This window comes from Telluria sp. GW821-FHT07G12, assembly GCF_059418525.1.
This window is the reverse complement of record NZ_JBWKQA010000001.1, coordinates 948,681-973,022: the sequence shown is the minus strand read 5'-3', so window position 1 is coordinate 973,022 and position 24,342 is coordinate 948,681. Positions and strand designations below refer to the sequence as shown.

24 protein-coding genes are annotated in these 24,342 nt (G+C 65.5%); 6 read left to right on the top strand and 18 right to left on the bottom strand.

Translation table 11 applies throughout. The features are described from left to right. Positions 1 to 5: 5 nt before the first annotated feature. The 7 genes from glxR to garD all read right to left on the bottom strand — a co-directional run bounded on the left by glxR (position 6) and on the right by garD (position 8,201). Entirely contained in the window at positions 6 to 899 is an 894-nt protein-coding gene (gene glxR, locus AC07PE_RS04715) for a 2-hydroxy-3-oxopropionate reductase (protein ID WP_498762059.1), read from the bottom strand. 25 nt (positions 900 to 924) lie between these two features. Next, complete coding sequence (gene garL / locus AC07PE_RS04710) at positions 925 to 1,719, bottom strand: 2-dehydro-3-deoxyglucarate aldolase (protein WP_498762057.1); 795 nt, start codon at positions 1,717 to 1,719, stop codon at positions 925 to 927. A gap of 21 nt (positions 1,720 to 1,740) precedes the next feature. Next, positions 1,741 to 3,081 carry a glucarate dehydratase gene (gene gudD, locus AC07PE_RS04705; protein WP_498762055.1) on the bottom strand — a complete coding sequence of 447 codons (1,341 nt, stop codon included), beginning with the start codon at positions 3,079 to 3,081 and terminating at the stop codon, positions 1,741 to 1,743. Positions 3,082 to 3,091: 10 nt separating this feature from the next. Next, positions 3,092 to 4,384 (bottom strand): MFS transporter, encoded by a 1,293-nt coding sequence (locus tag AC07PE_RS04700; protein ID WP_498762971.1) that lies wholly within the window; start codon positions 4,382 to 4,384, stop codon positions 3,092 to 3,094. Positions 4,385 to 4,542: 158 nt separating this feature from the next. After that, entirely contained in the window at positions 4,543 to 5,460 is a 918-nt protein-coding gene (locus AC07PE_RS04695) for a LysR family transcriptional regulator (protein WP_498762053.1), read from the bottom strand. Positions 5,461 to 5,470: 10 nt separating this feature from the next. Next, on the bottom strand, positions 5,471 to 6,550 hold the full coding sequence (locus tag AC07PE_RS04690; protein ID WP_498762052.1) for a porin: 1,080 nt from the start codon (positions 6,548 to 6,550) through the stop codon (positions 5,471 to 5,473). A 94-nt stretch (positions 6,551 to 6,644) separates the two neighbouring features. Next, on the bottom strand, positions 6,645 to 8,201 hold the full coding sequence (gene garD, locus AC07PE_RS04685) for a galactarate dehydratase (protein WP_498762050.1): 1,557 nt from the start codon (positions 8,199 to 8,201) through the stop codon (positions 6,645 to 6,647). 91 nt (positions 8,202 to 8,292) lie between these two features. Here garD and AC07PE_RS04680 point away from each other — a divergent pair, with 91 nt between their 5' ends. Further along, positions 8,293 to 9,051: a FadR/GntR family transcriptional regulator gene (locus AC07PE_RS04680; protein ID WP_498762048.1), complete on the top strand. Its 759-nt coding sequence runs from the start codon at positions 8,293 to 8,295 to the stop codon at positions 9,049 to 9,051. A gap of 30 nt (positions 9,052 to 9,081) precedes the next feature. Here the strand turns inward: AC07PE_RS04680 and AC07PE_RS04675 are convergent, their stop codons facing one another. From AC07PE_RS04675 to AC07PE_RS04660, 4 genes are all read right to left on the bottom strand, one after another. Continuing rightward, on the bottom strand, positions 9,082 to 9,549 hold the full coding sequence (locus AC07PE_RS04675; RefSeq protein ID WP_498762046.1) for a hypothetical protein: 468 nt from the start codon (positions 9,547 to 9,549) through the stop codon (positions 9,082 to 9,084). A 71-nt stretch (positions 9,550 to 9,620) separates the two neighbouring features. Further along, positions 9,621 to 10,454 carry an alpha/beta fold hydrolase gene (locus AC07PE_RS04670; RefSeq protein ID WP_498762044.1) on the bottom strand — a complete coding sequence of 278 codons (834 nt, stop codon included), beginning with the start codon at positions 10,452 to 10,454 and terminating at the stop codon, positions 9,621 to 9,623. 37 nt (positions 10,455 to 10,491) lie between these two features. After that, positions 10,492 to 11,469: an acetoacetate decarboxylase (ADC) gene (locus tag AC07PE_RS04665; protein ID WP_498762042.1), complete on the bottom strand. Its 978-nt coding sequence runs from the start codon at positions 11,467 to 11,469 to the stop codon at positions 10,492 to 10,494. Between the two features lie 73 nt (positions 11,470 to 11,542). Next, the gene (locus tag AC07PE_RS04660; RefSeq protein ID WP_498762040.1) at positions 11,543 to 11,986 is read right to left on the bottom strand and encodes a MerR family transcriptional regulator; all 444 of its coding nucleotides are present in this window, start codon (positions 11,984 to 11,986) and stop codon (positions 11,543 to 11,545) included. Between the two features lie 124 nt (positions 11,987 to 12,110). On the opposite strand from AC07PE_RS04660, the gene AC07PE_RS04655 reads away from it, so the two are divergent. From AC07PE_RS04655 to AC07PE_RS04645, 3 genes are read left to right on the top strand one after another with little or no spacing between them, the layout of a single operon-like run. Beyond that, entirely contained in the window at positions 12,111 to 13,346 is a 1,236-nt protein-coding gene (locus AC07PE_RS04655) for an NADH:flavin oxidoreductase/NADH oxidase family protein (RefSeq protein WP_498762039.1), read from the top strand. A 20-nt stretch (positions 13,347 to 13,366) separates the two neighbouring features. Next, the gene (locus AC07PE_RS04650) at positions 13,367 to 14,797 is read left to right on the top strand and encodes a coniferyl aldehyde dehydrogenase (RefSeq protein WP_498762037.1); all 1,431 of its coding nucleotides are present in this window, start codon (positions 13,367 to 13,369) and stop codon (positions 14,795 to 14,797) included. A gap of 9 nt (positions 14,798 to 14,806) precedes the next feature. Further along, entirely contained in the window at positions 14,807 to 15,157 is a 351-nt protein-coding gene (locus AC07PE_RS04645) for a DUF3147 family protein (protein WP_498762035.1), read from the top strand. Positions 15,158 to 15,178: 21 nt separating this feature from the next. Here AC07PE_RS04645 and AC07PE_RS04640 read toward each other — a convergent pair whose 3' ends face one another. The 4 genes from AC07PE_RS04640 to AC07PE_RS04625 all read right to left on the bottom strand — a co-directional run bounded on the left by AC07PE_RS04640 (position 15,179) and on the right by AC07PE_RS04625 (position 21,806). Further along, the gene (locus tag AC07PE_RS04640; protein ID WP_498762033.1) at positions 15,179 to 16,039 is read right to left on the bottom strand and encodes a hypothetical protein; all 861 of its coding nucleotides are present in this window, start codon (positions 16,037 to 16,039) and stop codon (positions 15,179 to 15,181) included. 174 nt (positions 16,040 to 16,213) lie between these two features. Next, on the bottom strand, positions 16,214 to 18,301 hold the full coding sequence (locus tag AC07PE_RS04635) for a putative bifunctional diguanylate cyclase/phosphodiesterase (protein WP_498762031.1): 2,088 nt from the start codon (positions 18,299 to 18,301) through the stop codon (positions 16,214 to 16,216). A gap of 113 nt (positions 18,302 to 18,414) precedes the next feature. Then, positions 18,415 to 20,562 carry an NHL repeat-containing protein gene (locus AC07PE_RS04630; RefSeq protein ID WP_498762029.1) on the bottom strand — a complete coding sequence of 716 codons (2,148 nt, stop codon included), beginning with the start codon at positions 20,560 to 20,562 and terminating at the stop codon, positions 18,415 to 18,417. 38 nt (positions 20,563 to 20,600) lie between these two features. Continuing rightward, complete coding sequence (locus AC07PE_RS04625; protein WP_498762027.1) at positions 20,601 to 21,806, bottom strand: MFS transporter; 1,206 nt, start codon at positions 21,804 to 21,806, stop codon at positions 20,601 to 20,603. 55 nt (positions 21,807 to 21,861) lie between these two features. Between AC07PE_RS04625 and AC07PE_RS04620 the strand changes: the two genes are divergently transcribed. Then, complete coding sequence (locus AC07PE_RS04620) at positions 21,862 to 22,650, top strand: AraC family transcriptional regulator (RefSeq protein ID WP_498762025.1); 789 nt, start codon at positions 21,862 to 21,864, stop codon at positions 22,648 to 22,650. A 123-nt stretch (positions 22,651 to 22,773) separates the two neighbouring features. Here AC07PE_RS04620 and AC07PE_RS04615 read toward each other — a convergent pair whose 3' ends face one another. Next, the gene (locus AC07PE_RS04615) at positions 22,774 to 23,220 is read right to left on the bottom strand and encodes a hypothetical protein (protein ID WP_498762023.1); all 447 of its coding nucleotides are present in this window, start codon (positions 23,218 to 23,220) and stop codon (positions 22,774 to 22,776) included. Between the two features lie 57 nt (positions 23,221 to 23,277). After that, positions 23,278 to 23,430: a hypothetical protein gene (locus AC07PE_RS04610; protein ID WP_498762021.1), complete on the bottom strand. Its 153-nt coding sequence runs from the start codon at positions 23,428 to 23,430 to the stop codon at positions 23,278 to 23,280. A 202-nt stretch (positions 23,431 to 23,632) separates the two neighbouring features. Here AC07PE_RS04610 and AC07PE_RS04605 point away from each other — a divergent pair, with 202 nt between their 5' ends. Then, positions 23,633 to 23,842, top strand: coding sequence for a hypothetical protein (locus AC07PE_RS04605; RefSeq protein ID WP_498762019.1), 210 nt, complete (start codon positions 23,633 to 23,635; stop codon positions 23,840 to 23,842). Here the strand turns inward: AC07PE_RS04605 and AC07PE_RS04600 are convergent. Then, a complete protein-coding gene (locus AC07PE_RS04600) occupies positions 23,832 to 24,254 on the bottom strand; it encodes a hypothetical protein (RefSeq protein ID WP_498762018.1) in 423 nt (140 codons plus the stop codon). The two genes, AC07PE_RS04605 and AC07PE_RS04600, sit on opposite strands and share 11 nt — an antisense overlap. Between the last annotated feature and the right edge of the window lie 88 nt (positions 24,255 to 24,342).

Below are 24,342 nucleotides of genomic sequence, written 5' to 3'. Positions count from 1 at the left end.
CGGGTTTAAGCTTGACCTTGGCCGATTTCGAAGTTTGCCATCTTTTCCAGCGCGCGTACCATCGCCGAGTGGTCCCAGCCTTTGCCGCCATGGGCCGCGCAGCTGTTGAACAGTTCCTGGGCGGTGGCGGTGTTCGGCAGCGAGACGCCAACCGCGCGCGCGCTCGACAGCGCCAGGTTCAAGTCCTTCTGGTGCAGCTCGATGCGGAAGCCCGGGTCGAAGGTGCGCTTGACCATGCGCTCGCCGTGCACCTCCAGGATACGCGAGGCCGCAAAGCCGCCCATCAGCGCCTGGCGCACCTTGGCCGGATCGGCGCCCATCTTCGATGCGAACAGCAGGGCTTCGCCCACCGCTTCGATGTTCAGCGCGACGATGATCTGGTTGGCCACCTTGCAGGTCTGGCCGGCGCCGTTTTCGCCCACCAGGGTGATGTTCTTGCCCATCAGTTCGAACAGCGGCTTGACGCGGTCGAAAGCCGCTTCCGAGCCGCCCACCATGATGGTGAGGCTGGCCGCCTTGGCGCCGACTTCGCCGCCGGACACCGGGGCGTCAACGTATTCGCAGCCCAGGGCCTTGATGCGCTCGGCGAATGCCTTGGTCTCGACCGGCGAGATCGAGCTCATGTCGACCACCACCTTGCCCGGCGTGAGACCGGCGGCCACGCCATTCTCGTCGAACAAAGCGGAAGCCACGTGCGGGGTATCCGGCACCATGGTGATGATCACGTCGGCGTTCTGCGCGACTTCCTTGCTCGAGCCGCAGGCCTTGCCGCCGGCGTCGACCAGTTCGGCCGGCACGCTGCCGTGGGTGTACAGGAAGACTTCGTGGCCGGCCTTGATCAGGTGGCCCGCCATCGGGGTGCCCATGATGCCGAGGCCGATGAATCCGATTTTGCTCATTGTCGTATCTCCTAACTTCGTATTTTCAGAATGCGTACTTGTCGCGCAGCGCCTGGGTGGCGGCGCGGAACAGGCCCTGGTCGCTGCCCACGGCCACCATGGTCGCGCCCATCTCGATGTAGCGGCGCGCGTCGGCTTCGACCGGCGCCAGGATCCCGACCGGCACGCCGGCAGCCTTGGCGGCGGCGAACACCTGCTGCATGGCTTCCTGCACTTCCGGGTGATTCGCGTTGCCCAGGTAGCCGTAGCCGGCCGCCAGGTCCGAGGGGCCGATGAAGACGCAGTCGACGCCGTCCACCGCGCAGATGGCCTCGATGTTGGCGACCGCCTGGCGGCTCTCGATCTGCAGCGCCACCGTGATGTGCTGGTTGCTGATCTTGTGGTAGTCGGCGATGGTGCCGAAGCGGTTGCCGCGCATCGACACCGACACGCCGCGCACGCCTTCCGGCGCGTAGCGGGTGGCGGCGACGGCGCTCGCCGCTTCTTCCGCGGTCTCGACGAAGGGGACCAGGAAGTTGTAGAAGCCGGCGTCGAGCAGGCGCTTGATCTGCACAGTGTCGTTCGACTGCGGACGCACCACCGGCGCGCTCGGGCTGTCCTTCAGCGCCATCAGCTGGAAGATGAAGCCGTTCAGGTCATTCGGCGAATGTTCGCCGTCCAGCAGCAGCCAGTCGAAGCCGGCGAGGCCCAGGATCTCGGTGGTGAAGGGGTTGGCCAGCGAGGACCAGCAGCCGATCTGCACTTTGCCGGCGCGCAGGTCCTGTTTGAAGCGGTTGGGGATGCCGCTGTAGGGGCGCATTTCTTTCTCCTTGTAGCTCATTCTTGTCTCCACTCGTCTTGTTTATCGCACCAGGCAGGGGCGCTTGTTATCGAAGGTCCAGTTCGGGACCAGGAACTGCATGGCGGCGGCATCGTCGCGCGCGCCCAGGCCCATGTTCCTGTAGGCCTGGTGGGCCTTCTCCAGCTCCGCTTCATCGATCTCGATGCCCAGGCCCGGCTTCGAAGGAATGCGGATCATGCCGCCTTCGATCTTCAGCGGATCCTTCGTGAGGCGCTGGCCGTCCTGCCAGATCCAGTGGGTGTCGATGGCGGTGACCTTGCCCGGCGCGGCCGCGCCGACGTGGGTGAACATGGCCAGCGAGATGTCGAAGTGGTTGTTCGAGTGCGAGCCCCAGGTCAGGCCGAACATCTCGCACAACTGGGCCACGCGCACCGAGCCCTGCATGGTCCAGAAGTGCGGGTCGGCCAGCGGGATGTCGACCGACTGCAGCTGGATCGAGTGGGCCATCTGGCGCCAGTCGGTAGCGATCATGTTGGTGGCGGTCGGCAGGCCGGTGGCGCGGCGGAACTCGGCCATCACTTCGCGGCCGGAGAAGCCGTTCTCCGCGCCGCAGGGGTCTTCGGCATAGGCCAGCACGCCGTGCTTGTCGCGGCACACGCGGATCGCTTCCTGCAGCGACCAGGCGCCGTTCGGGTCCAGGGTGATGCGCGCATCCGGGAAGCGCTCGTGCATGGCATTGACCGCTTCCATCTCTTCGTCGGCGGAGAGCACGCCGCCTTTCAGCTTGAAGTCGTTGAAGCCGTAGCGCTCGCGCGCCGCTTCGCACAGGCGCACCACGGCTTCCGGCGTGAGCGCTTCCTCGTTACGCAGGCGGAACCAGGCGTTGCCGGCATCCGGTTCGCTGCGGTAGTCCAGCGGCGTCTTCCTGCGGTCTCCTACGTAGAAGAGGTAGCCCAGCATCTCGACGGCGTCGCGCTGCATGCCTTCGCCCAGCAGGGCGGCAACCGGCACGTTCATGAACTGGCCCAGCAGGTCGAGCAGGGCCGACTCCACCGCGGTGACGGCGTGGATGGTGGTGCGCAGGTCGAAGGTCTGGTTGCCGCGGCCGCCCGCATCGCGGTCGGCGAAGGTCTTGCGCATCGCATTCAGGATGTTGTTGTACTCGCCCAGGGTCTTGCCGACGATGAGGGGAGCGGCATCGGCGATGGTCTGGCGGATCTTTTCGCCACCCGGGACTTCGCCCAAGCCGGTGTTGCCGGCGCTGTCCTTGATCAGGACGATGTTGCGGGTAAACCAGGGGCCGTGCGCGCCGCTCAGGTTCAGCAGCATGCTGTCCTGGCCGGCCACGGGAACGACGCGCAGTTCGGTGACGACGGGGGCGCCGGAGACGTAGTTGTTCATGGGTGCTTCCTTATTGCTTGATCAGGGATGTCGAGAGGCTGACGCGCTTGATGTCGCCGACGATGAACAGGTAGCAGAAGATCGCCAGTGCGGCGTTGGCGCCAACGTAGACCAGCGCGCCGGCAAAGGAACCGGTGCCCTGCACGATGTAGCCGATGACGATGGGCGTCGTGATACCGGCGGTGTTGCCGAAGGTGTTGAACAGCGCGCCACTCAGGCCGCCGGCTTCCTTCGGCGAGGTGTCCGACACCACCGCCCAGCCCAGCGCGCCGACGCCCTTGCCGAAGAAGGCCAGCGACATCACGGCGACCACCACCATGTCGGTCTCGATGTAGTTACAGGCGATCATGCTCATCGACATCAGCATGCCGATCACGATCGGCACCTTGCGCGACACCGACAGCGAATGGCCGGACTTGGCCAGGCGGTCCGACAGCCAGCCGCCGGCGACGCCGCCGAGGAAGCCCGCGATGGCCGGCAGCGAGGCCACGAAGCCGGCCTTCAGGATGGTCATGTGGCGCTCCTGCACCAGGTAGACGGGGAACCAGGTCAGGAAGAAGTAGGTGAGGGTGGTGATGCAGTACTGGCCGATGTACACGCCCAGCAGCATGCGGTTGCCCAGCAGCTCCTTGATGCAGGCGAGGGTGTTGACCTGGGCCGGCGCCTTTTGCGCGCCGTCGAGGTCGACCAGGGCGCCGCCTTCCTGGATGTATTTCAGTTCGCTCGGGCTGACCGAGGGATGGTCTTTCGGCGCGTAGATGGTCTTGAGCCAGACGAAGGCCATCAGGATGCCGAGGCTGCCCATCACGTAGAACACGCTCTGCCAGCCGTAGGAATGCACCAGCCAGCCCATGATCGGTGCGAACAGCACGGTGGCGAAGTACTGCGCCGAGTTGAAGATGGCCGCCGCCAGCCCGCGCTCGTTGGTCGGGAACCAGGCCGAGGTAATGCGGCTGTTGCCCGGGAAGGAGGGCGCTTCGGCGGCGCCGACCAGCAGGCGCAAGGCGAACAGCAGGGCGACCGCGGCGCCGCCGGTCACGAAGCCGGCCGCGCCAGTGAACAGCGTGAACAGCGACCACAGGAAGATGCTGAAGAAGTAGGTGATCTTGGAACCGAAGCGGTCCAGCAGCCAGCCGCCCGGCAGCTGGGCCAGCACATAGGACCAGGCGAAGGCCGAGAACACGAAGCCCATCTGCACGGCGTCGAGGCCGAGCGCCTTCTTGATTTCCGGACCGGCGATCGAGATGGTGGCGCGGTCGGCGTAGTTGATGGTGGTAACGGCGAACAGGATGGCGAGCATCATCCAGCGCGTGCGGGTCTGCACTTTGGCCGCGGCTGCGGACCTGATGGCTTGTGTTTGTTCCACAAGTGTCTCCTGAAGGTTAGTCATTTACTGTTCTTATGACAGGTATAGTAGTCCGCCCTACATGCTCAACCAAACCAATGAATGATTCGATCGATTCAGGAATTGGATCGCTCGCTGTCGAGCGCAGGCATGAAGGCGGGCAGGATGTCGTGTTTGAAGACGTCGAGGATGGGATTGCCGTTGTCGCGGCGGTAGGCGCACACGGTCTGCACCGGCGCCGGAGGGTCGGTCTGCATCGTGCGCAGCACCACGCCGCGCAGCTGCAGGCGCGCCGCCGCGGTGGGGATGAGCGCGACGCCGACGCCCGAGCTCACCAATGCCAGCATGGTGTGGATCTGGCCGATGTGCTCGACCACGTCCGGCACCACGCCGGCGGCGTCGAAGCAGTTGTTCAGCAGCTGGTAGAAGTAGCGCGCCTCGTAGGGCGAGTACATCAGGAAGGGCTTGCCGTGCACGCAGGAAAGTAGCGGCTGCTCGGGCCAGTCGTGGGCCTCGCGCTCGGGAATCGCCAGCATCAGCGGCTCGGTGGCCAGCAGCACGGTCTCGAGCTCGCCGTGGCGCGCATGCGGGCGCATCAGGCCGATGTCGAGCTGGCCGCTGTCCAGCCCCTCAAGCTGCGACGTGGTCACGAGTTCCTTCAGGGTGAGCGAGATGCCGGGCGCGCGCTCGCGCAGGCGCCGCACCAGGTCGGGCAGCAGGCCGTAGCCGAAGGCGGCGGTGAAGCCGATCGCCAGCGCCCCTTGCTCGCCCTTGGCGACCCGGCGCGCCGTCACCACGGCCTCGTCGGCCATGCGCAGGATCCGCGCCGCCTCCGGAAAGAAGGCCTTGCCGGCCGCCGTCAGGCGCACGCCGCGGCTGCTGCGGTCGAGCAGGCGGGTGCCCACATGATGTTCGAGCAGCTGGATCTGCCGGCTCAACGGCGGCTGGGTCATGTTCAGGCGCTCGGCTGCGCGCCCGAAGTGCAGTTCTTCCGCCACTGCGACGAAGCAGCGTACCTGGCTGATCTCGAACATCGTATCCCCTTTAGAACGTGTGTCGGATACCGAGGTTGTAGCCGCTGTTCCCGGTACCCGATTCTGTATTGTTGGCGACAGTGTAGCCTGCGCCGTTCCTGTTATCGATATGGCCGTAGGCCGCGTACAGGCCCGTGCGCTTCGACACCTCATACAGGTAGCCGATGCCCCAGGCTGTGGCGTCCTGGTTGAAGGCGGTGCGGTCGTCCTTGTGCATCACCGAGAACATCAGCTTGCCCGGGCCGACCGGCGCAGTAAGGCCGAGCAGGACGTCGCGGCCGTCGGTGGACGGGGTCGGCTTGACGCCGCCGTAGGGATTGTTCGCGTTGCCCAGGGTGGCGCTGTTGAAGCCCTTGTCGACGCCGTAGATGGCGTGCAGCTTGAAGGCGGGGAACTGCCAGGTGGCGGCCAGCAGCGTGTTGCGCCCCAGCGTGCGGCTGACGGCCGGCACCGTCGCGGTGGCGGCGGCGTCCGTGTTCTTGGCGTTGTAGGCCAGGCGCAGCGCCAGCGGCCCTTGCGCATAGCCGACCGCGCCGCCGAACTGGCGCCCGGTCGCAAAGCTGGTCTGCTCGCCCATGGCATAGGCCAGCTCGCCGTCGAAGCCGTTCAGCTTCGGCGATTTATACGTGATCGTATTGCTGGTGCGGACGTTGCTGCCGTTATCGGGGAACAGGTTCTTGGAGCTGCCCGCATAGCCGGTGCCGAAGGGATCGAAGGCGACCATGGCCAGGTGCCAGGGCGTGTACTGGCGGCCCAGCGCCACCTCGCCGAAGCCGCCTTTCAGGCCGACGAAGGCCTGGCGGTTGAAGATGGTGTTGCTGGCATCGAGCTCGCCGGTGTCGATCTTGGCGCCGGTCTCCAGCGTGAAGAAGGCGGACAGGCCATTCCCCAGGTCTTCGGTGCCGCGGAAGCCGATGCGCGAGGCCGAGGCCGCGCCGCTGGTCAGCTTGGTGGACGGGCTGGCGGTCCCGCCATGTTCGCCGACGATGGCGGCGTCCATGATGCCGTAGATTTGGACCTGGGTCTGGGCCTGGGCTGCCGTTGCTGCTGCCGCGCCGGCAAGGCCGACGATCAGTGCTGCCTTTTTCATGCTTGTCTCCTGTCTGTTGTTGGCGTAGGGGCGTGCGCCGGCCGCGCCGGCCTTTCGAAGGCAAGCGCAGTCGGTGTCGTTCGGGATGCGGGGGTTACGTGACCGGGGCCGGATTGAACAGCGCCAGCGCGTTATGCAGGCGCCAGTGCTCGGCCCAGGTTTTCTTGCGGCCGCTGGCGACGTCGAGGATGAACTGGAACAGCTCCCAGCCGACATCCGGGATCGTCGCCTCGCCGGTGGCGATGCGGCCGGCGTTGATGTCCATGAGGTCGTGCCAGCGCCGCGCCAGATCGTCGCGGGTGGCGACCTTCACGACCGGCACCGCCGCCAGGCCGTAGGGCGTGCCGCGGCCGGTGGTGAACACGTGGACGTTCATGCCGGCCGCCAGCTGCAGCGTGCCGCAGATGAAATCGCTGGCCGGCGTGGCGGCGTAGATCAGGCCCTTCTGCTCCAGCTTCTGGCCCGGCGACAGCACGCCCGAGATGGGGGCAGTGCCGGACTTGATGATCGAGCCCATCGCCTTTTCGACGATGTTGGCCAGTCCGCCTTTTTTATTCCCTGGCGTGGTGTTGGCGCTGCGGTCGACGCCGCCGCGTTTGAGGTATTCGTCGTACCAGGCCATCTCGCGGATCATGGCCTGGGCCACCTCCTCGTCGGCGGCGCGTGCGGTCAGCTGGTCGATGCCGTCGCGGACCTCGGTCACTTCCGAGAACATCACGGCGGCGCCGGCGCGCACCAGCAGGTCGCTGGCAAAGCCGACCGCCGGGTTCGCGGTCACGCCCGAGAAGGCGTCGCTGCCGCCGCACTGCACGCCCACCACCAGGTCGGAGGCAGGGCAGGTCTCGCGGCGGCGCGCATTCAGTTCCATCAGATGGCGCTCGGCGGTGTCCATGATGGATTCGATCATCGAGCCGAAGCCGACGTGGGCGTTGTCCTGCAGGCAGACGTGGTCCGGGCCCGCGACATCCTTGATCGGCAGCGCGCCAGCCGGGAACAGGCGCGCCGGCTGCAGCTTTTCGCAGCCCAGGCTGACCAGCATGGCGCGGCCGCCGAAGTTCGGGTTTTTCGCGATGTTGCGCAGGGTGCGGATCGGGATCTCGGCGCCGGGCGCTTCGATGGCGACGCCGCAGCCGTAGGTGTGGTCGATGCTGACGACGCCGTCGACGTTCGGGTACTTGGGCAGCAGCTCGTCCTTGATGCGCTTGACGGCGAATTCGACCACGCCGGACACGCACTGCACCGTGGTGCTGATGGCGAGGATGTTGCGGGTGCCGACCGAGCCGTCCGGGTTGCGATAGCCTTCGAAGGTATAGCCCTCGAGCGGGGGCAGGGGATCGGGGCGGATGGTGGCGATAGGCAGGTTGTCGAGCTCGCGCGCCGGCGGCATGCCGACCAGCGATTCCTCGATCCAGCTGCCCGGCTCGATGTCCCGCAGCGCGTAGCCGATGGTGACGTTGTAGCGCAGGATGGCTTCGCCTTGCGCGATGGGCCGCAGCGCCAGCTTGTGCCCCTGCGGGACCTTGTCCTTCAATACCAGCCCGTCGGGGAAGACGGTGCCGGCAGGCAGGCCGCCGTCGTTCCCGACGATGGCGACGTTATCCTTGTCGTGCATCCGGATGCTGCGTGGCGTGACGGTGTTTTGCGAATCCATCTGATGTCTCCTGCCCGTTCTAGGTTGTCTGATGTCTTACAACGTTCGGGCCAGTATAATCCAGACATTCCTGAAATAGCAATCGCGCGAGATGCTCACACCACCCAAAAAACATCGCAATCTGGCCGAGCTCGTCGTCGCGCAGCTCAGTGAGCGCATCCGCGATGGCGCGTTGCAGCCGGGCGACAAACTGCCGACCGAAACGGAAATCGTGGTGGAGCAGGGCGTCAGCCGCAGCGTGGTGCGCGAGGCGATCTCGCGCATGCAGGCGGCCGGCCTGGTCGAGACGCGCCACGGCATCGGCACCTTCGTGCTGCCGCCCCCGCCGTCGGCCATCATGGGCATCGACCCGGCCACGGTGATGACGGTGCGCGACGTGATCGCCCTGCTGGAATTGCGGATCGGCCTGGAGACCGAAGCGGCCGGCCTGGCGGCGGCGCGCCGCAGCGAGGCGCAGCTGGCGGAGATACGCGCCGCGCTGGCGGCCCTGCAGCAGGGCGCGCGCCTGGGCCATGACACCGTCGAGCTGGACCGGCGCTTCCACCTGGCGATCGCCCAGGCGTCCGGCAACCAGTATTTCCACGCCATCCTGCAGCACCTGGGCGAGAACATCATCCCGCGTGCGCGCATCAACTCGGCGCGGCTGACGCATGCCGATCCGGTCAGCTATATGGAACAGGTGGGGCGCGAGCACGAGCAGATCGTCGATGCCATCGCGCGCGGGGATACCGAGTCGGCGCGGGCGGCGATGCGCCTGCATCTCGGTAACAGCCGGGAGCGGCTGCGCAGGGCGCAGGAAGCGCTGGAAGCCGCCCAGCTCACGCCGGCGGCTTCAACGCAGGTTGTCTGACAACAGCGGGCGGCGAGGCCTGTCGTCTGCTCAGGAAGTCCGGTCGTCCGTGTCGAGATGGACGCGGTTCCAGCCGTGCTTCACCGCATCCTTGAACCTTTCCCAAGGTGACAGCTGCCCCGGGTGCCGCGCTTCCCAGTCCGATTTCAAGTGCGGCTCGGCTGCGTCCCAATCGTGGCTACGGTATTTTTCGAGGCGGCGTGCTTCGTCGCCGAAGAGGTAGGCCGGCGCATGTTCGTCGTAGTCGCCATTGCCGGCTTCGTTCGAATAACGCGCATTCCAGTGCGTACGGTAGTAGGTGTCGGCGGTGATGTCCGGCGCGACGCTGTCCCAGCCCTGGCGCACATCGATCCTGGACGCCTCCCAGGACGAAGCCCCGGCGCCGCCGCTTTCCCAGTCCCTCTTCAGATCCGTTTCGACTTCGTCCCACGAACGATTGCGGTACTTGTCGCTGGCATGCATTTGCTGGCCGTAGCGGTAGGCGGTGTTGTCGTTCATCGCTTCCTCGAGTGTAAAACGTGGATGGGCAGAGCATACGACGAATGACAACAGAGCGCCCACACGCCGGGCTATGCGCCGCGTATGAAGGCCAGCAGGTCGGCGTTCAATTCGTCGGCGTGGGTGGTGGGAATGCCGTGCGGCGCGCCCTTGTAGGTCTTGAGCGTGCCGTTTCGCACCAGCTCGGCCGAGCGCGGTCCCGAGGCCTTGTAGGGCACGACCTGGTCGTCGTCGCCGTGAATGACCAGGACCGGGATGCCGATGCCCTGCAGGTCGGCCGTGAAGTCGGTCTGCGAGAAGGCGACGATGCCGTCGTAATGCGCTTTGGCGCCGCCCATCATGCCCTGGCGCCACCAGTTCAGGATGACGGGTTCCGATGCCTTGGTCAGCAGCCGGTTGTAGCCATAGAAGGGACCGGCCGGGATGTCGTGGTAAAACTTCGCCCGGTTCGCCGCCAGCTGCGCCTGGAAGTCGTCGAAGACCTCTTTCGGCGTGCCGTCCGGATTGTTCTCGGTCTTCAGCATCAGCGGCGGCACGGCGCTGACGAGAACGGCCTTGGCAACTCGGTCCTCGCCATGCCGGGCGATGTAGCGGACGACTTCGCCGCCGCCGGTCGAGTGCCCGACATGCACGGCGCCGCGAACGCCGAGATGCTCGACCACGGCCGCCACGTCGTCGGCGTAGTGGTCCATGTCATGACCGTCCCATACCTGGCTGGAGCGCCCGTGCCCGCGCCGGTCGTGCGCGACGACCCGGAAACCCTGGTTCAGGAAGAACAGCATCTGCGTGTCCCAGTCGTCCGCGCTGAGCGGCCAGCCGTGATGGAAAAAGATGGTCTGCGCATCCCGCGGGCCCCAATCCTTGTAAAAAATATCCACGCCGTCTTTCGTTTTCACAAATTCCATGGTCGATACTCCTTTGGTTGGATGAAACACTGGAAAGTCATCGGCTCCCGAGCCTGGATAATGGCTGCGGTGCATACAAGGCACTCTGGAACTCGGGAACATATTCGTATTTCAGGAGCTTCCCGAGTTTCAGCGATTTTATATAGGTGGACAGGCTGCCGTCGCCGAGTTTGAGATTCGCCGCATCGGCGTCGGTCGTGGAGCCGTGGCGCAGCTGGCGCGATACGGCATACCCGTAATTCAGCGCTCCCTGTCGGTCGACATTCGTGAAACTGTTGGTGACGATCTCGGGTTCGGTCGAGAGATCGGACAGCTTGCGTCCTTCGAGAACCACGTCGACTTTTCCCGTGTCCTTGTCGCTGATTTCAACGGTGATGGTGTTGTCGTTTTCCTTGAAGCGGATGTCGGTCAGCCATTTCGGCAGGTTGTAGCCGACCACGCCCCGCACTCTTGCCAATTCCGTGTTCACCGGCAATTTGAGGACATAAGCCCAGAAGGATTTCGACCTGGATTGGCCGAGCAGGGACAGCGGCCCGAAACTCCGGGAGCCGGGCGCATTCGTCACGATGGCCAGGGAAATTTCGTTATAGCTATCGTTGTCGCAATAATGGTAGGCATACGCGGTCAGGGCGATCACGCCTCTGCCGGGCCATACCTGGAGCGGCTGGACCTTGTCCCTGACCCCGGCCGGGATCAAGCCGCGCAAGGTCGCGAGGTCGGCGGTAAAGATGGCCGTCATCCTGCTGTCTTTGTAATAGAAATTCGGCGAATACGTTTCGAAGCCGATGTCCACCTTCGTCTTGTTCAGGGTCTTGAACCAGCTCAGATCGACATCGGGCGCTTCGTTTCGAATCACCTCCAATGGCGGATTGGAACGGTAGCGATCATAGAGGCCGCCCGCGACCACCGGTACCGGATGACCGGCGATATCGATGATGCTGTTGTCCGCCCTGGTGTCCATCGTTATCGATCCCAGAATGCATGTTGCCAGTGCTGCGATAGTCCTGATATTCATTGTTTCCCTCATGCCGGATTGAACCGATTAAGTTGCGATCCAGGGCATGCTAACTTTCAAGCCAGCTTGAGAGTCAAGGGGTCTTTTTTCTGGGGCGGAGGCCAACGGTTTCCAGCACGCGGACGGCATTGTCCTGGCAGGCCATGCCTTCCGGCTTGGCGTCGATCAGACCGATCAGGGACAGGATATTCGCCTTGTTTTCCGCAAGACGGCGCTCCATCGATTCGATGTCGCCCAGTTTCCTGTAAAGCGTGGCGACCAGTTCATCGTGCTGCCAGCCCGCGGAATTTGCCGGCAGAATTCCCTTGATTTCGTCGAGTGTGAAGCCGGTCTGTTGGGCATTGATCACGATCTTCAATATCGCGGCCGCTTCCGGCGGGTATTCGCGGTAGCCGTTCGACGAACGGCCTACCGATTTCAGCAGCCCCTTGGATTCATAAAACCGGATCGCGGACGGCGCCAGGCCAGTCTGCTTTGCAAGTTCGCCTATCTTCATATGCTTCTCGTGTTGGTCCATGGGGCCACTCTACACATGAAGTCAACTTGAAGGTCAATCGCCATGTGGCGTTTCCAACTTTGTTGTTGACCTTAAAGCGAACTTGAATCTTAGGATCCCATCCATCGACACCAAGGAGCCCGATTTGAGCCCGTTCACTGCACTGACTTTGCCTAACGGCACACTGCTTCCCAACCGCCTGGCCAAGGCCGCCATGGAAGAAAACCTGGCGGATGCCGATCATGCGCCATCCGATGAGCTGATCCGCCTTTACCAGACTTGGGCGGAAGGCGAGGCGGGCCTCATGATCACCGGGAATGTCATGATCGATCGCCGCGCCATGACGGGACCTGCCGGCGTCGTTCTCGAGTCGACGCAACACATGGCGCGCTTCGAGCAATGGGCGCGCGCCGCACGTACACGCGGCGCGCAGATCTGGATGCAGATCAACCATCCGGGCCGCCAGATGCCGGCATCGCTCGGGCAGGATACGCTCGCGCCATCGGCGGTTGCCATGGACATGGGACGGTTTTCGAAGCAGTTCACTGCGCCGAAAGAGATGTCCGAGGAAGACATCGCCGAGGTCAAGCGCCGCTTCGTCAACACGGCCGTGCTTGCCGAACAAGCCGGTTTCAATGGCGTGCAAATCCATGCCGCGCATGGTTATCTGATCAGCCAGTTCCTGTCGCCGATCACCAACAAGCGCAGCGACCGCTGGGGCGGCACGATCGGGAACAGGGCCCGTATCCTGCTCGACGTCGTGAGCGAAGTCCGGGCCCGCGTCGGCGCCGGCTTTGCCGTGTCGGTCAAGCTCAACTCGGCGGACTTCCAGCGCGGCGGCTTCAGCCCGGAAGATGCGAAGGATGTGGTGGCCATGTTGAACCACCTGAACATCGACGTCCTCGAACTGTCCGGCGGCAGTTACGAAGCGCCGGCCATGCACGGCCAGACCAGGGATGGACGGACGCTGGCGCGCGAAGCGTATTTTCTCGAATTCGCGCAGGACATCGCTTCCGTCGCGAGCATGCCCATCATGGTCACCGGCGGCATTCGCCGCCTGCCCGTTGCCGAGCAGGTGCTGGCTGGCGGTATCGACGTCGTCGGCATCGGCACGGCACTGGCCTTGAATCCCGGACTGCCGAAAGAATGGAAATCGGGGAAAGCCAGTGCGCCCGTGCTGCGTGCGATCGGCTGGAAAAACAAGGTGCTGGCGTCGATCGCTTACATGTCGATGGTCAAGCATCAGTTGCGCAGGCTCAGCAGCGGCAGGAAGCCCAATCCGGGCGTCATGCCCGTCTTCGCCTTCATCGAGCAGCAGCTCGACACGGCGATCAAGACCCGGCGTTACCGCCGCTGGATGAGCCGCCAGGCTTCCGTCTGACCCGATACAGGATACCGGCAATGACTTCATTCGATATGCCCTGCAAGGAACAAATGGCCATGATGCTGCAGCGGCAGCGCAAAGCCTTCCTCGACGATGGCGCGCCAGGCTTGAAGGAACGCAAGGACCGCTTGAAGCGGCTTCGTGCGGCCGTGCTCGAGCATCGTGCGGAACTGGAGAGCGCGATCGGCGCGGATTTCGGCAAGCGCTCCCGCTACGAAACCGGCATCATGGAACTGATGGGGACCGTGCAGGCGATCGACTACCTGACGCGCAATCTGCGCCGCTTCATGCAGCGCGAACGGCGGCACGTCGGCCTGTCTTATCGGACGGGACGCGCCTATGTCGAATACCAGCCGTTGGGTGTGGTCGGCATTATGGCGCCCTGGAATTATCCGTTTTCCCTGACGATCATTCCGCTTGCAACGGCCTTCGCAGCCGGGAACCGGGCGATGATCAAGCCTTCCGAGCTCACGCCGCGCACCAGCGAAACGATCCGGCGCATGCTGGCCGGCGCCTTCGCGGCGGAGGAAGTGGCGGTGGTGCTGGGCGGCGTGGAAACCGGCGCGGCATTCAGTGCGCTGGCCTTCGACCATCTGCTGTTCACTGGAAGTACCGCGGTCGGACGCAAGGTGATGAAGGCCGCCAGCGAGAACCTGGTGCCGCTCACCCTGGAATTGGGCGGCAAGAGTCCGGCGATCGTCGCGCGCGGCCATGCCGATGCGCGGACCATGAAAAGCCTCGTGTACGGCAAACTGTCGAATGCGGGACAAACCTGTGTGGCCCCGGATTACGCCTTCGTGCACGAGGACGACCTGGAGCGCTTCATATCCCTCTACAAGGAGACGGTCGCGGCCTTCTATCCCGGCGGGCCGACCGATCCGGACTACACGTCCATCATCAGCGAGCGGCATCATGAGCGCCTGAGCGGACTGTTGGCGGATGCGCTGGCCAAGGGTGCGCGGGTGATCGAAGCGGGCAGGCATCCCGGGCATGCAGCGAAGCGCACCCGCACGTTCGCGCCGGTCCTGGTCGTCGATGTGAGCGACGACATGGCGCTGATGCAGGAAGAGATTTTCGGTCCCATCCTGCCGGTGCTGGTCTACCGCGAGGTTGTGGAAGTCATCGGGTACGTGAATGCGAGGCCACGTCCACTTGCCCTGTATTACTTTGGGCCGGACGGCGCCGACCGCCGCCTGCTGCTCGCGCGCACCACCTCAGGCAATGTCGGCATCAACAATACGCTCATGCACGTGGCGCAGGACGACCTGCCCTTCGGCGGCGTTGGCGCCAGTGGCATGGGCGCCTATCACGGGATCGAAGGCTTCAGGGTGATGAGCCATGCCAAGGGTGTCTATGTGCAGGGGAGGTGGAGCCTGCCCCGTCTGCTGCATGCGCCCTTCGGACGCTTCGCGGACCTGGTGCTGGCCTTTGCGCTTGGGCGTCTATAATCGCAGGCCATGAGCTGGATAATTACCAAATACCTGATCACGGCCGCCCTCGTCGTCGCCGTCTCGGAATTCGCCAAGCGCAGCGACAAGCTGGGCGCGCTGATTGCCGCCCTGCCGATGGTGACCGTGCTGACCCTGATCTGGCTGCACGTGGAAAAGCAGCCGGCGGCCAAGCTGGCGAATCATGCCTGGTACACCTTCTGGTACGTGGTCCCGACCTTGCCCATGTTCCTGGTCTTCCCGGCGCTGCTGGCGCGCTGGGGCTTCTGGCCGGCGCTCGGCATCTGCGTGGTCCTGACCGCTGGCTGCTTCGCGCTGTTCGCCCTTTTCGTCAGGCGCTTCGGCATCGCGCTCATGTAAATTGACGGCCGGCGGCATGCCTCAGTGCGGCCTGCTGTCCTTGTCGAGATCGATGCGGTTCCAGCCATGCTGTACAGCATCCTTGAAGCGTTCCCAAGGCCTTGGCTGTCCGGCATGCCGCGCTTCCCAGCGCGCCGCCAGCTCGTTCTCCACCTGGTCCCAGTGGTGGTTGCGGTAGGCTTCGCTGCGGCGGGCTTCGCTGCCGTACATATAGGCAGGCAAATAATCCTCATACAGACCATCGCCGGGATCGTTCTCGTACCTGGCGTTCCAGTGGGTACGGAAGTATTCGTCATTGTCGATGTCCGGCGAGGTACCGCCATAGGCGTCCATCCGGACCGGATACCTGTCCTCTTCAGCAAAATCCCAACGACCAATCGTCCCCATCGACTCCTCGAAGGTGTTGCCGATGGGCGGCGAGTCGATGCGTTGGATGCCGAAGTAGCGGCTGTCGTCGTGCGGCCGATGCTGCAGGGCGCCAGGCGCGGTGCCGGGCGGGTAGGCTGGGTGCAGGCCGCCGGGCTTCCCTAAGGGGGCCTGCATGTCCGTACCGGCATCGTCCTGGCCGGATTCGTCCAGGTGGTCCTCGACACCAACCGGGGCGAAGCGTTCGATGATGCCGATGGCCCGTTCGGCGTCCGGATCGGATGCCGCCATCAGCGTGACGACGTGACGGCCGCGCATGAAGGCGCCGTGGCCCTCCGGCTGGCCCGGCTGCGGACGGGCGAACAGCCGCGCCAGGGTTTGCCGGACCGAGGCGCCCAGCCCTTCCGGAGCCGACAGCGCCGTGTCGGCGCCCGAATAGCCCGAAGCCAGCAATTCATCCAGCACATGCTGGGCATCGCTTCGGTAATCGAAAACTGCTTTCAAAGTGTGACGCATGATGTCCTCCCGACGTCGTCGTTCCAGGCAGGGACCGTCGACTCCGGCGGCGAGTTTGCACGGTGCCCTGTGCCGTTTGCGCCGTGCCGGCAAATGGCCGTGCAGGTCGGCGCTCGAACATCTTGAGCATACGCCGAATCCAGACAGGGTGAACCTTATTTCGAGGGCGGGCGGTCAAGTGCAGACGCCGGCACCCAGCATGGCCTGCATCTGGACCGCGTTGACCGGGTGGCTGAACCAGTAGCCCTGGGCTTCGTTGCATTCATGGGCCTTGAGAAAGACAAGCTGCGACTCTTCCTCCACGCCTTCGGCGATGACACGCTGCTGCAGGTTCTTGCCCATGCTGATCACGGCGCCGACTATCGCCCCGTTGCTCCCGGCGCCGGCGTCGATCGCCCTGACGAATGACTGGTCGATCTTGAGTACATCGATGGGAAACTGGTTCAGGTAGCTCAGGCTGGAGTAGCCGGTGCCGAAATCGTCGACGGCGATCTGCACGCCCATGGCCTTGAGTTTTGCCAGCAGGCCGGCACTGGCGGCCACATCGCGCATCAGGACGCTTTCGGTCAGCTCGAGTTGCAGGCACATCGGGTCTGCGCCGGTTTCCTGGAATACCGCCAGCAAGTGGTCGAAAAATTCACGATGGCGGAATTCGAGGGCCGATACGTTGACGGCGATCGACACCGGCGAAATGCCGGCCGCGCGCCAGCGCACCGTCTGCGTACAGGCTTCGCGCAATACCCAGCGCCCGATCGGAATGATCAGGCCGCATTCCTCGGCAATCGAAATGAAGCGCTCCGGCAGGACCAGTCCCCATTCCGGATGCTGCCAGCGCAGCAGGGCTTCGACGCCGCTGATGCGCCCGCTTTCCAGATCGACCTTGGGCTGGTAATGCAGCACGAATTCGCGGCTTTCGAGCGCCCGCCGCAGATTGCTTTCGACCAGTTGGCGCTCCATGGCACGCGTGTTCATGTCGTGGCGGAAGAACTGGAAATTATTGCGTCCGCGTTCCTTGGCATGGTACATCGCCGTGTCAGCGTTCTTGATCAAGGTGGCGGCATCCGTACCATCGGCCGGGAAGACGCTGATGCCGATACTGGTCGAAGTATGCAGTTCCTGCCCGTCGACCAGGAAGGGCGTCGACAGCGCAAGCAGGATTTTTTCGGCGGTCAGCATGGCATCTTCCGGCCGCCGTTCGTCGGCCAGCAGGATCACGAATTCGTCGCCGCCATGGCGGCTGACCGTGTCGGAGCTGCGCACGCAGGTGAGCAAGCGGGCCGAGACGCTTTGCAGCAGGTGGTCGCCGACGGCATGGCCCAGCGAGTCGTTGATGTGCTTGAATTTGTCCAGGTCGAGGAACAGGAGCACCGGGTAATTGCCGCTGCGCCTGGCCAGCGAAATGGACTGGGCGATCCGATCGTTCAGGAGGACGCGGTTGGGCAGGTTGGTAAGAAAGTCGTGATGCGCCTGGTGCCGCATTTTCGATGTCAGGGCCACGGTGGCGGAGATGTCGCGGAACACCATCACGGCACCCACCAGCCGTCCATCCCAATCGTGAATCGGCGCTGCCGAGTCTTCGATCGGAAAGTGCTTGCCGTCGCGCCCGATCAGGACGACCTCACTGGTCATATCCAGGGACCGGTCGCTTTGCAGGACGTATTCGACAGGATTGATCACCAGCTTCCCGGTGGTGCCGTCGACGATATTGAGTACTTCCGCAATGGGCCGTCCGCGTGCTTCCTGGCGCGGCCATCCGGTGATCAGTTCGGCCGCGATGTTCAGATAATCCACGCGGCCGTCCAGGTCTGCCGAAATGACGGCATCGCCGATCGAGTTGAGCGTGATTTCCGCACGTGCCTGGACGACGTACAGGCCTTGCTCCACCTTCATGCGTTCAATTATGTTGCGCAGGGACTGGGGGACGAGGTAGTTGTCGAAATAACCCTTCGACAGCCAGCCTTGCGCCCCGCGCCGGACCGCTTCCTTGGCGTTGCCCTCATCGTCCAGCTCGCACAGCGTGAGGATGGGCGTATGGCGCGCCGCCAGGTATAAATGGTCGAAGGAAGCCAGACCCTGGCTGTCCGGCAGCATCAAATCGACCAGGATCGCATCGATGCCCCCCTGGCCGATGCGGCGCACGCCGTCCGTCAAGGTCGATGCGGTTTCCACATCGAAGGGGCCGTCGTGGGCGGTGCCCAGGGCCTGTTCGAGCCTGCGGGTATCGTCCGCACTGGGGGAAATGATGAGGACTCGATAGGCCACGGTGCCTCCGGCTGTGTTCTGCTCGGCCAGGCGCGTCGCTTCGCCTGACCCCGTCTGCGTTAGATATCGATAGCGATTGGCAGTTCCTCGGAACATGCTTTTCAGCCCGCGCCTTACTCGACCGTGATTGCCAGGTCGCGTCCTTCCAGCGCCACCTGCCCGGCGTAGTCAGCGGCATGGATGCGCAGCAGGTAGTCGCCCGGCACCAGGCTGTCCACCTGCCAGCTGCCGGGCAGGGCCATGCCACCCTGCAGCGTATTATTCACCGCATAGGCAAAGCGCGTCGCCTTGCTGCCGTACACCGTGATGCCGCTGCTGTCGGCATACGCCAGCTTCACCGCGTCATGCTCGCGCGGCAGCCGGTCGTAGACCTGGGTAATGCGCGGGGTTTCGAAGCCCGCAACCGGGCTGCCGTCAGCATGCAGCAGCTGGTAGCCCAGCTTGTACACGCCGAGGCGGCGCCGCGCCAGGTTGCCGTCCATCTGGTCGAAGACGTCGGCAACGATCGCCACCTGGCCGAGCGAACGCGCGACGCGCAGGCGCTGGCCTTTTTTCGCCGGCAGGCGCCGGCCGCCGGCGTCGTACAGGGCAATGCTGCGGATACGCGGCGGCACCGTGTCGCGCAGGCCGGGGAAGGGCAGGGTCAGGGGATTGATCACGGCGCCGTCCGGGTGGTACTCCAGGTGCACGTGCGCCATCGGATTGATCGTGCCGAGCGCGTCGCCGACGGCGAAGCGGGCGCCGCGCCGCACGCGCACGCGCGTCACGCGGCCGCGCGCGTCCGCCAGCAGCTGGAAGCGCGGATCGAGCGCCTTGCCGGCAGCGTCGCGGCCGACGCGCATGTGGATGTAGGACAGCGGGCCGAGGCTCATGCCTTCGCCGAGTTCGCCGAAGGCCCAGTTCGGATAAGGATCGCTGACCGTCGACGGCTGGATTGCCAGCACGCGCGTGCCGATGTCGGCGCGGATGTCCAGGCCCGCATGGAAGTGGTCGCGGCTGTCGCCGCCGTAGCTGCCGCGCACCTCGCCCATCACGCCGACCACTTCGTGCGGCGCCATCTGCGGGGCCACCGGCCAGGGCATCGGCGCCGCCGGTGCCGCCGCCGATGCCATGGCCGGCGCAGGTATGGCCTTCCTTGCCGGCGCGCCGGGCCGGGGCGGCGCCAGTGCGAACACCTGCAGCGCCTCGCCATCGGCCACCGCCAGCGAACCGTCGCGCCTTACCGCGATGCCGCGCGGTGCGTACAGGCGCACGCTGCCGTCGCCGCCTTGGCCCGCGTCCCGGGGGCGGTCGGCGTCCGCGATCGTGCGGTACTGACCGTCGGGGCTGCGCTGGAAGATGCGCCCGCCCGCGCCGCCGATGTACAGCCAGCCGTCATGGGTCAGCGCCAGCGCCACCGGGCGCCGCAGCAGCGCGCGCGGCTCGTCCGCGGGAGGCGGCGCGAGCGTCGTCACGGCGCCGGTTCTGTCGATGCGCCGGATCGCATCGTTGCCGGTATCGGCGACGAACAGCACGCCGTCCTTGTCCACCGCGATGGCGCTCGGCGTGTCGAATTGCGCCGCTGTGCCGAGGCCGTCCAGGCTGCCGGGCGCGCCGCTGCCGGCCACGGTCGTCACGGCGCCGTCCTTGCCGATGCGGCGGATGCGGTCATTGTAGGTGTCGGCGACGTACACGTTGCCCTGGCGGTCGACGGCCACGCCGACCGGCCCGTTGAAGCGGGCGGCACGGCCGATGCCGTCCAGGTATCCGGGTTCGCCGCCGCCTGCGAGCGTACTGACGCTGCCGCCGGGCGCCAGCTTGCGGATCGCGTTGTTGCCGGTATCCGCCACGTAGAGGTTGCCCAGGCGGTCGATGGCCAGCGCGGACGGCGTGTCGAAGGCGGCCGTCGCTGCGGGGCCGTCCGCAAAGCCGGCGCGGCCGCCGGCGACGCTGGCAACCAGGCCGTCGGGCCCGATGCGGCGGATGCGGTTGCCGGCGCCGCCCTCGGCCATGAAGAGGTTGCCGTGGGCATCGGCGACCGCCCCGAATGGGTCGCTGAAGCGGCTCGCAAGCCCCGCGCCGTCGAGGACGCCGGCTAGGCCGTCGCCCGCCAGCACCGTCACGCGAGCGGTCCAGCCGGGCCGCGTCGGCGCCTCGGCCGACAACCAGACCGGGCGGCCCGGCGTGGCCGCATCGCGCGCGTCGAAGACAACATAAAGTGCCGCAGCGGCGGCCAGGATAGCGGCGACAGCTCCCGCCACGAGGATCGTTTTTCGGTTCACACCGCAAGTCTAACCGATAGGCCTGCCGGGACAGGCGCTCAAGCTGCCGCTTTGTCCATCTTCGGCAGCAGCGCCGCCAGGATGCCCAGCAGCGGCAGGAAGGAGGCGATGCGGTAGACCTGCTCGATGCCGGCCACGTCCGCGATATGCCCCATGGCGGCGGCGCCGATGCCGCTGACGCCGAACATCAGGCCGAAGAAGATCCCGGCGATCATGCCGACCTTGCCCGGCACCAGCTCCTGGGCGAACACCACGATGGCCGAGAAGGCCGAGGACATCACCAGGCCGATCACCACCGACAGCACCGCGGTCCAGCCCAGGCTGGCGTAGGGCAGGGCCAGCGTGAACGGCGCCGCGCCCAGGATCGAGGCCCAGATCACGCGCTTGCGGCCGATGCGGTCGCCGATCGGGCCGCCGGCGAAGGTGCCGACAGCAACCGAGGCCAGGAACAGGAACAGATACATCTGCGCGGTGCCGACCGGGACGTGGAATTTTTCAATGAGGAAGAAGGTGTAGTAGCTCGACAGGCTGGCCATGTAGATGTACTTCGAGAACACCAGCATCGCCAGCACCGCAAGCGCCTGGATCACGCGCTTGCGCGGCAGCGGCGGGCCGGCGTGCACGGCCGCCTTCTTCGTCATGCTCTTCAAGTGGCTGCCGTACCAGCGGCTCACGCCCACCAGCACCAGTACCGCCAGCACCACCAGGATCGCGCACCAGGCAAACTTGCCATGGCCGCGGCCGACCAGGATCGCCGCCGCCAGCAGCGGGCCAAGCGCCGAGCCGAGATTGCCGCCGACCTGGAACAGCGACTGCGCGAAGCCGAAGCGGCCGCCCGAGGCCAGGCGCGCCACGCGCGACGCCTCCGGGTGGAAGGTCGAGGAGCCGACGCCGATCATGCCGGCGCCCAGCAGCAGCATGCCGAAGCTGCCCGCCATCGACAGCAGCGCCACGCCCAGCAGGGTCATGCACATCCCCATCGGCAGCAGGAAGGGAATCGGGTGCTTGTCCGTGTACAGGCCGATCCAGGGCTGCAGCAGCGAAGCCGTGCACTGGAAGGTAAGGGTGATCAAACCCACCTGCGCGAAGCTGAGCGCGAACTCCTGCTTGAGCAGCGGGTAGATCGCCGGCAGCGCGGCCTGTACGCAGTCGTTGAGCAGGTGGACGAAGGCGACCGAGAACAGGATCTGCAGAACGGTGCCGGATTGCGCGGCTTTGATGGGGGTGGCGGTAGATGTACTCATGGCAGGAAGTGTAATATGGGCAATCCGAACGCATATTCCATTTATCGTCGCCCAAGTGACACTCACACTTTCTCCCGACTACCGCCAGCGCTTCGACGCTCTGCCGCGCAGCGTGACCGCGGTGCGCAACGATGCCAGCCACGGGCACACGATCGAAGCCCACAGCCATCCCTGGGTGCAGCTGTTGTACGCCAGCGATGGCGTCATGCGCGTGCGGACCGATGCCGGCGTCTGGATCATCCCGCCGCGCCGCGCGCTATTGATCGCGCCCGGCGTGCTGCATGAGGTGACCATGCTCAGCCAGGTCAACATGCGCGCCCTCTACATCGACGCGCAGGCGGCCGGCGCCATGAGCGAGGATTGCAAGGTGCTGGAAGTGAGCCCGCTGCTGCGCGAGCTGATCCTGGCGCTGGCGGCGGAGCCGGTCGACTATCCGCCGGACGGCCGCGGCGCCGACCTGGCGCGCCTGATCCTGTCGGAACTCGCAGCGATGGAGACGGTGCCGATCGCCGTGCCCTGGCCGCGCGACCGCCGCTTGCAGGCGCTGTGCACGGAGATCATGGCGCGGCCCGGCAGCCCGCGCCGGCTGGACGACCTGGCCCTGGATGCCGGCGCCAGCGCACGCACGCTGATCCGCCTGTTCCCGAAGGAGACCGGGCTGCATTACCGCCAGTGGGTGCAGCAGGTGCACCTGGCACATGCCTTCGAGATGCTGGCGCGTGGTGAAAGCGTGGGGGCGGTGGCGCGCACGCTGGGCTATGCCAGCCCGAGCGCGTTCACGAGCATGTTCAGGCGCCTGCTGGGAAGGACGCCACAGCATTACCTGGCGGAGTGGAAGAAGTAGGGAGCCGCCGGCCGGGGGAGGAGTGGCACTGTCGCACTCGCATGCGGCAGCACCTCGCGGCCAGCGGCGCTGTTACGATAAGCGCGTCACCGCGCAGCAGGTTTGCGACGGATCAATTCGAAGTCAGTTGGACTTCAATTCGACGCGCCTGATATTCCGGCGCCACTCAGCCAGCGACTGCAGGGTGTCGGTTTCCGCGTCCTCGACCAGGATATCGTCGCCGGTCTTCGCGACCAGGAAGCTGGCGCGGCGGTGCACGTTCTGCTTGCGGTTTTCCACGAAGCTGAGCTGGTAATAGGGCTTGCCATCGATCAGGCGCGGCGCCGTATCGTCCTCGATCACGGCGCCGTGCACCTTGCCGTGCGAGTCCTTTTCGATCTGCTCCGACCACGCCTTTAGCTCCGGCAGCGCCATCAGCTGGGCAATGGCCTGGTCGCGCGTGCGCGCAGGCGCGGCGGGCGCTTCGGCGGCGGCCGGCTTGGGCGGCGGTGGGGCTTCGCGCTTGCAGGCGGCAAGCGCGCACAGGGCGAGGGCAGTGACGCCAAGCAGGCGGGCAGGATAGATAGACATGGCAAAGCGAAAGTGGACCAAGGAACCAGTCTACACCCAGCATATTCTCCCGGCAACTTATCGCCAGAACACGTCGAGCGTCGGGATGGCCGCCTGCGCGCGGATGCAGTCCCACAGGTAGATGGCAAAGCCCGGATCGCCGGTCCACAGCGAATAGCGTCCCTGGCCGTAGTGGACGGCGTCGCGTTCCACCTGGGCTATGCCCGGCATCGGGCTCGCGCGCGATGGCCATCATCCGGATCGGCGTGTCGCCCATCAGCCAGGAAGCGCGCTCGCCGTTCAGGCCCTGGTCCGTGAGCCAGCCGCGGTTGGCCGCCAGCAGGCTTTCGCAAGCGGCCAGGTAATCGCGCGAGAGCCGCACCGCGCCGCAATCCTGCAGATAGTGCAAGGCCCAGATGACGCCGGCGGCGCCGTGGTACATCGGGGTCTCGATCGCCTCGGGATCGTCGCCTTCCTGGTCGAGCGGATGCACGGGCCAGTAGCGGTCGGCATCGAAGCGGGCTTCGGTGTCGGCGGCGATGGCTTGGATGGCGCGCCTGGCGCGGGTTTCGTCCCAGTCGACCTGGATCAGGGCTTCGTGGCGGGAGGGATCGTGGAGCATGGGCGCAATTCTACGTGCTGAATTCCAGCCCGTGCTGCCTGCACCAGGCTTCCAGCGCGGTGCGCGTTTCGTGCTCCCGGAAACGGTACCAGGCGTCCACCAACCCGCGCTCCTCGAGCAGGCGGGAAAAGCGCTCGTAGGGATCCTGCCGGGCGAAGATTTCCTGCAGCCGCTGCTGGTCGCCCGCCAGATGGCCGGCGCCGAAGCGCTGCATCAGCGCCCGGCCCAGGCCCAGCTCGCTGGCTCCCGGCACCGACACATAGTTCCCGCTGACCTCGATATCGCCCGGCAGCGGCGCTTCCTCGTCCATGTACTCGTCGTTGAGCAGGTGGATCATGCCGGTGTCGCGCGCAACGAGCGCTTTCGCGCTGCCTTCGCCGTCGTCGACCAGGATGGCCGCGTTCTCCAGTTCGTCCAGTTTGATTGCCCTCATCGCCCGCCTCCCGGAATGAAAAAAGCCCGCGGGGCGCAAACCCCGCGGGCCTTACTTTACTACTCGGCTGGCTGTGAAGCCGTCCGGC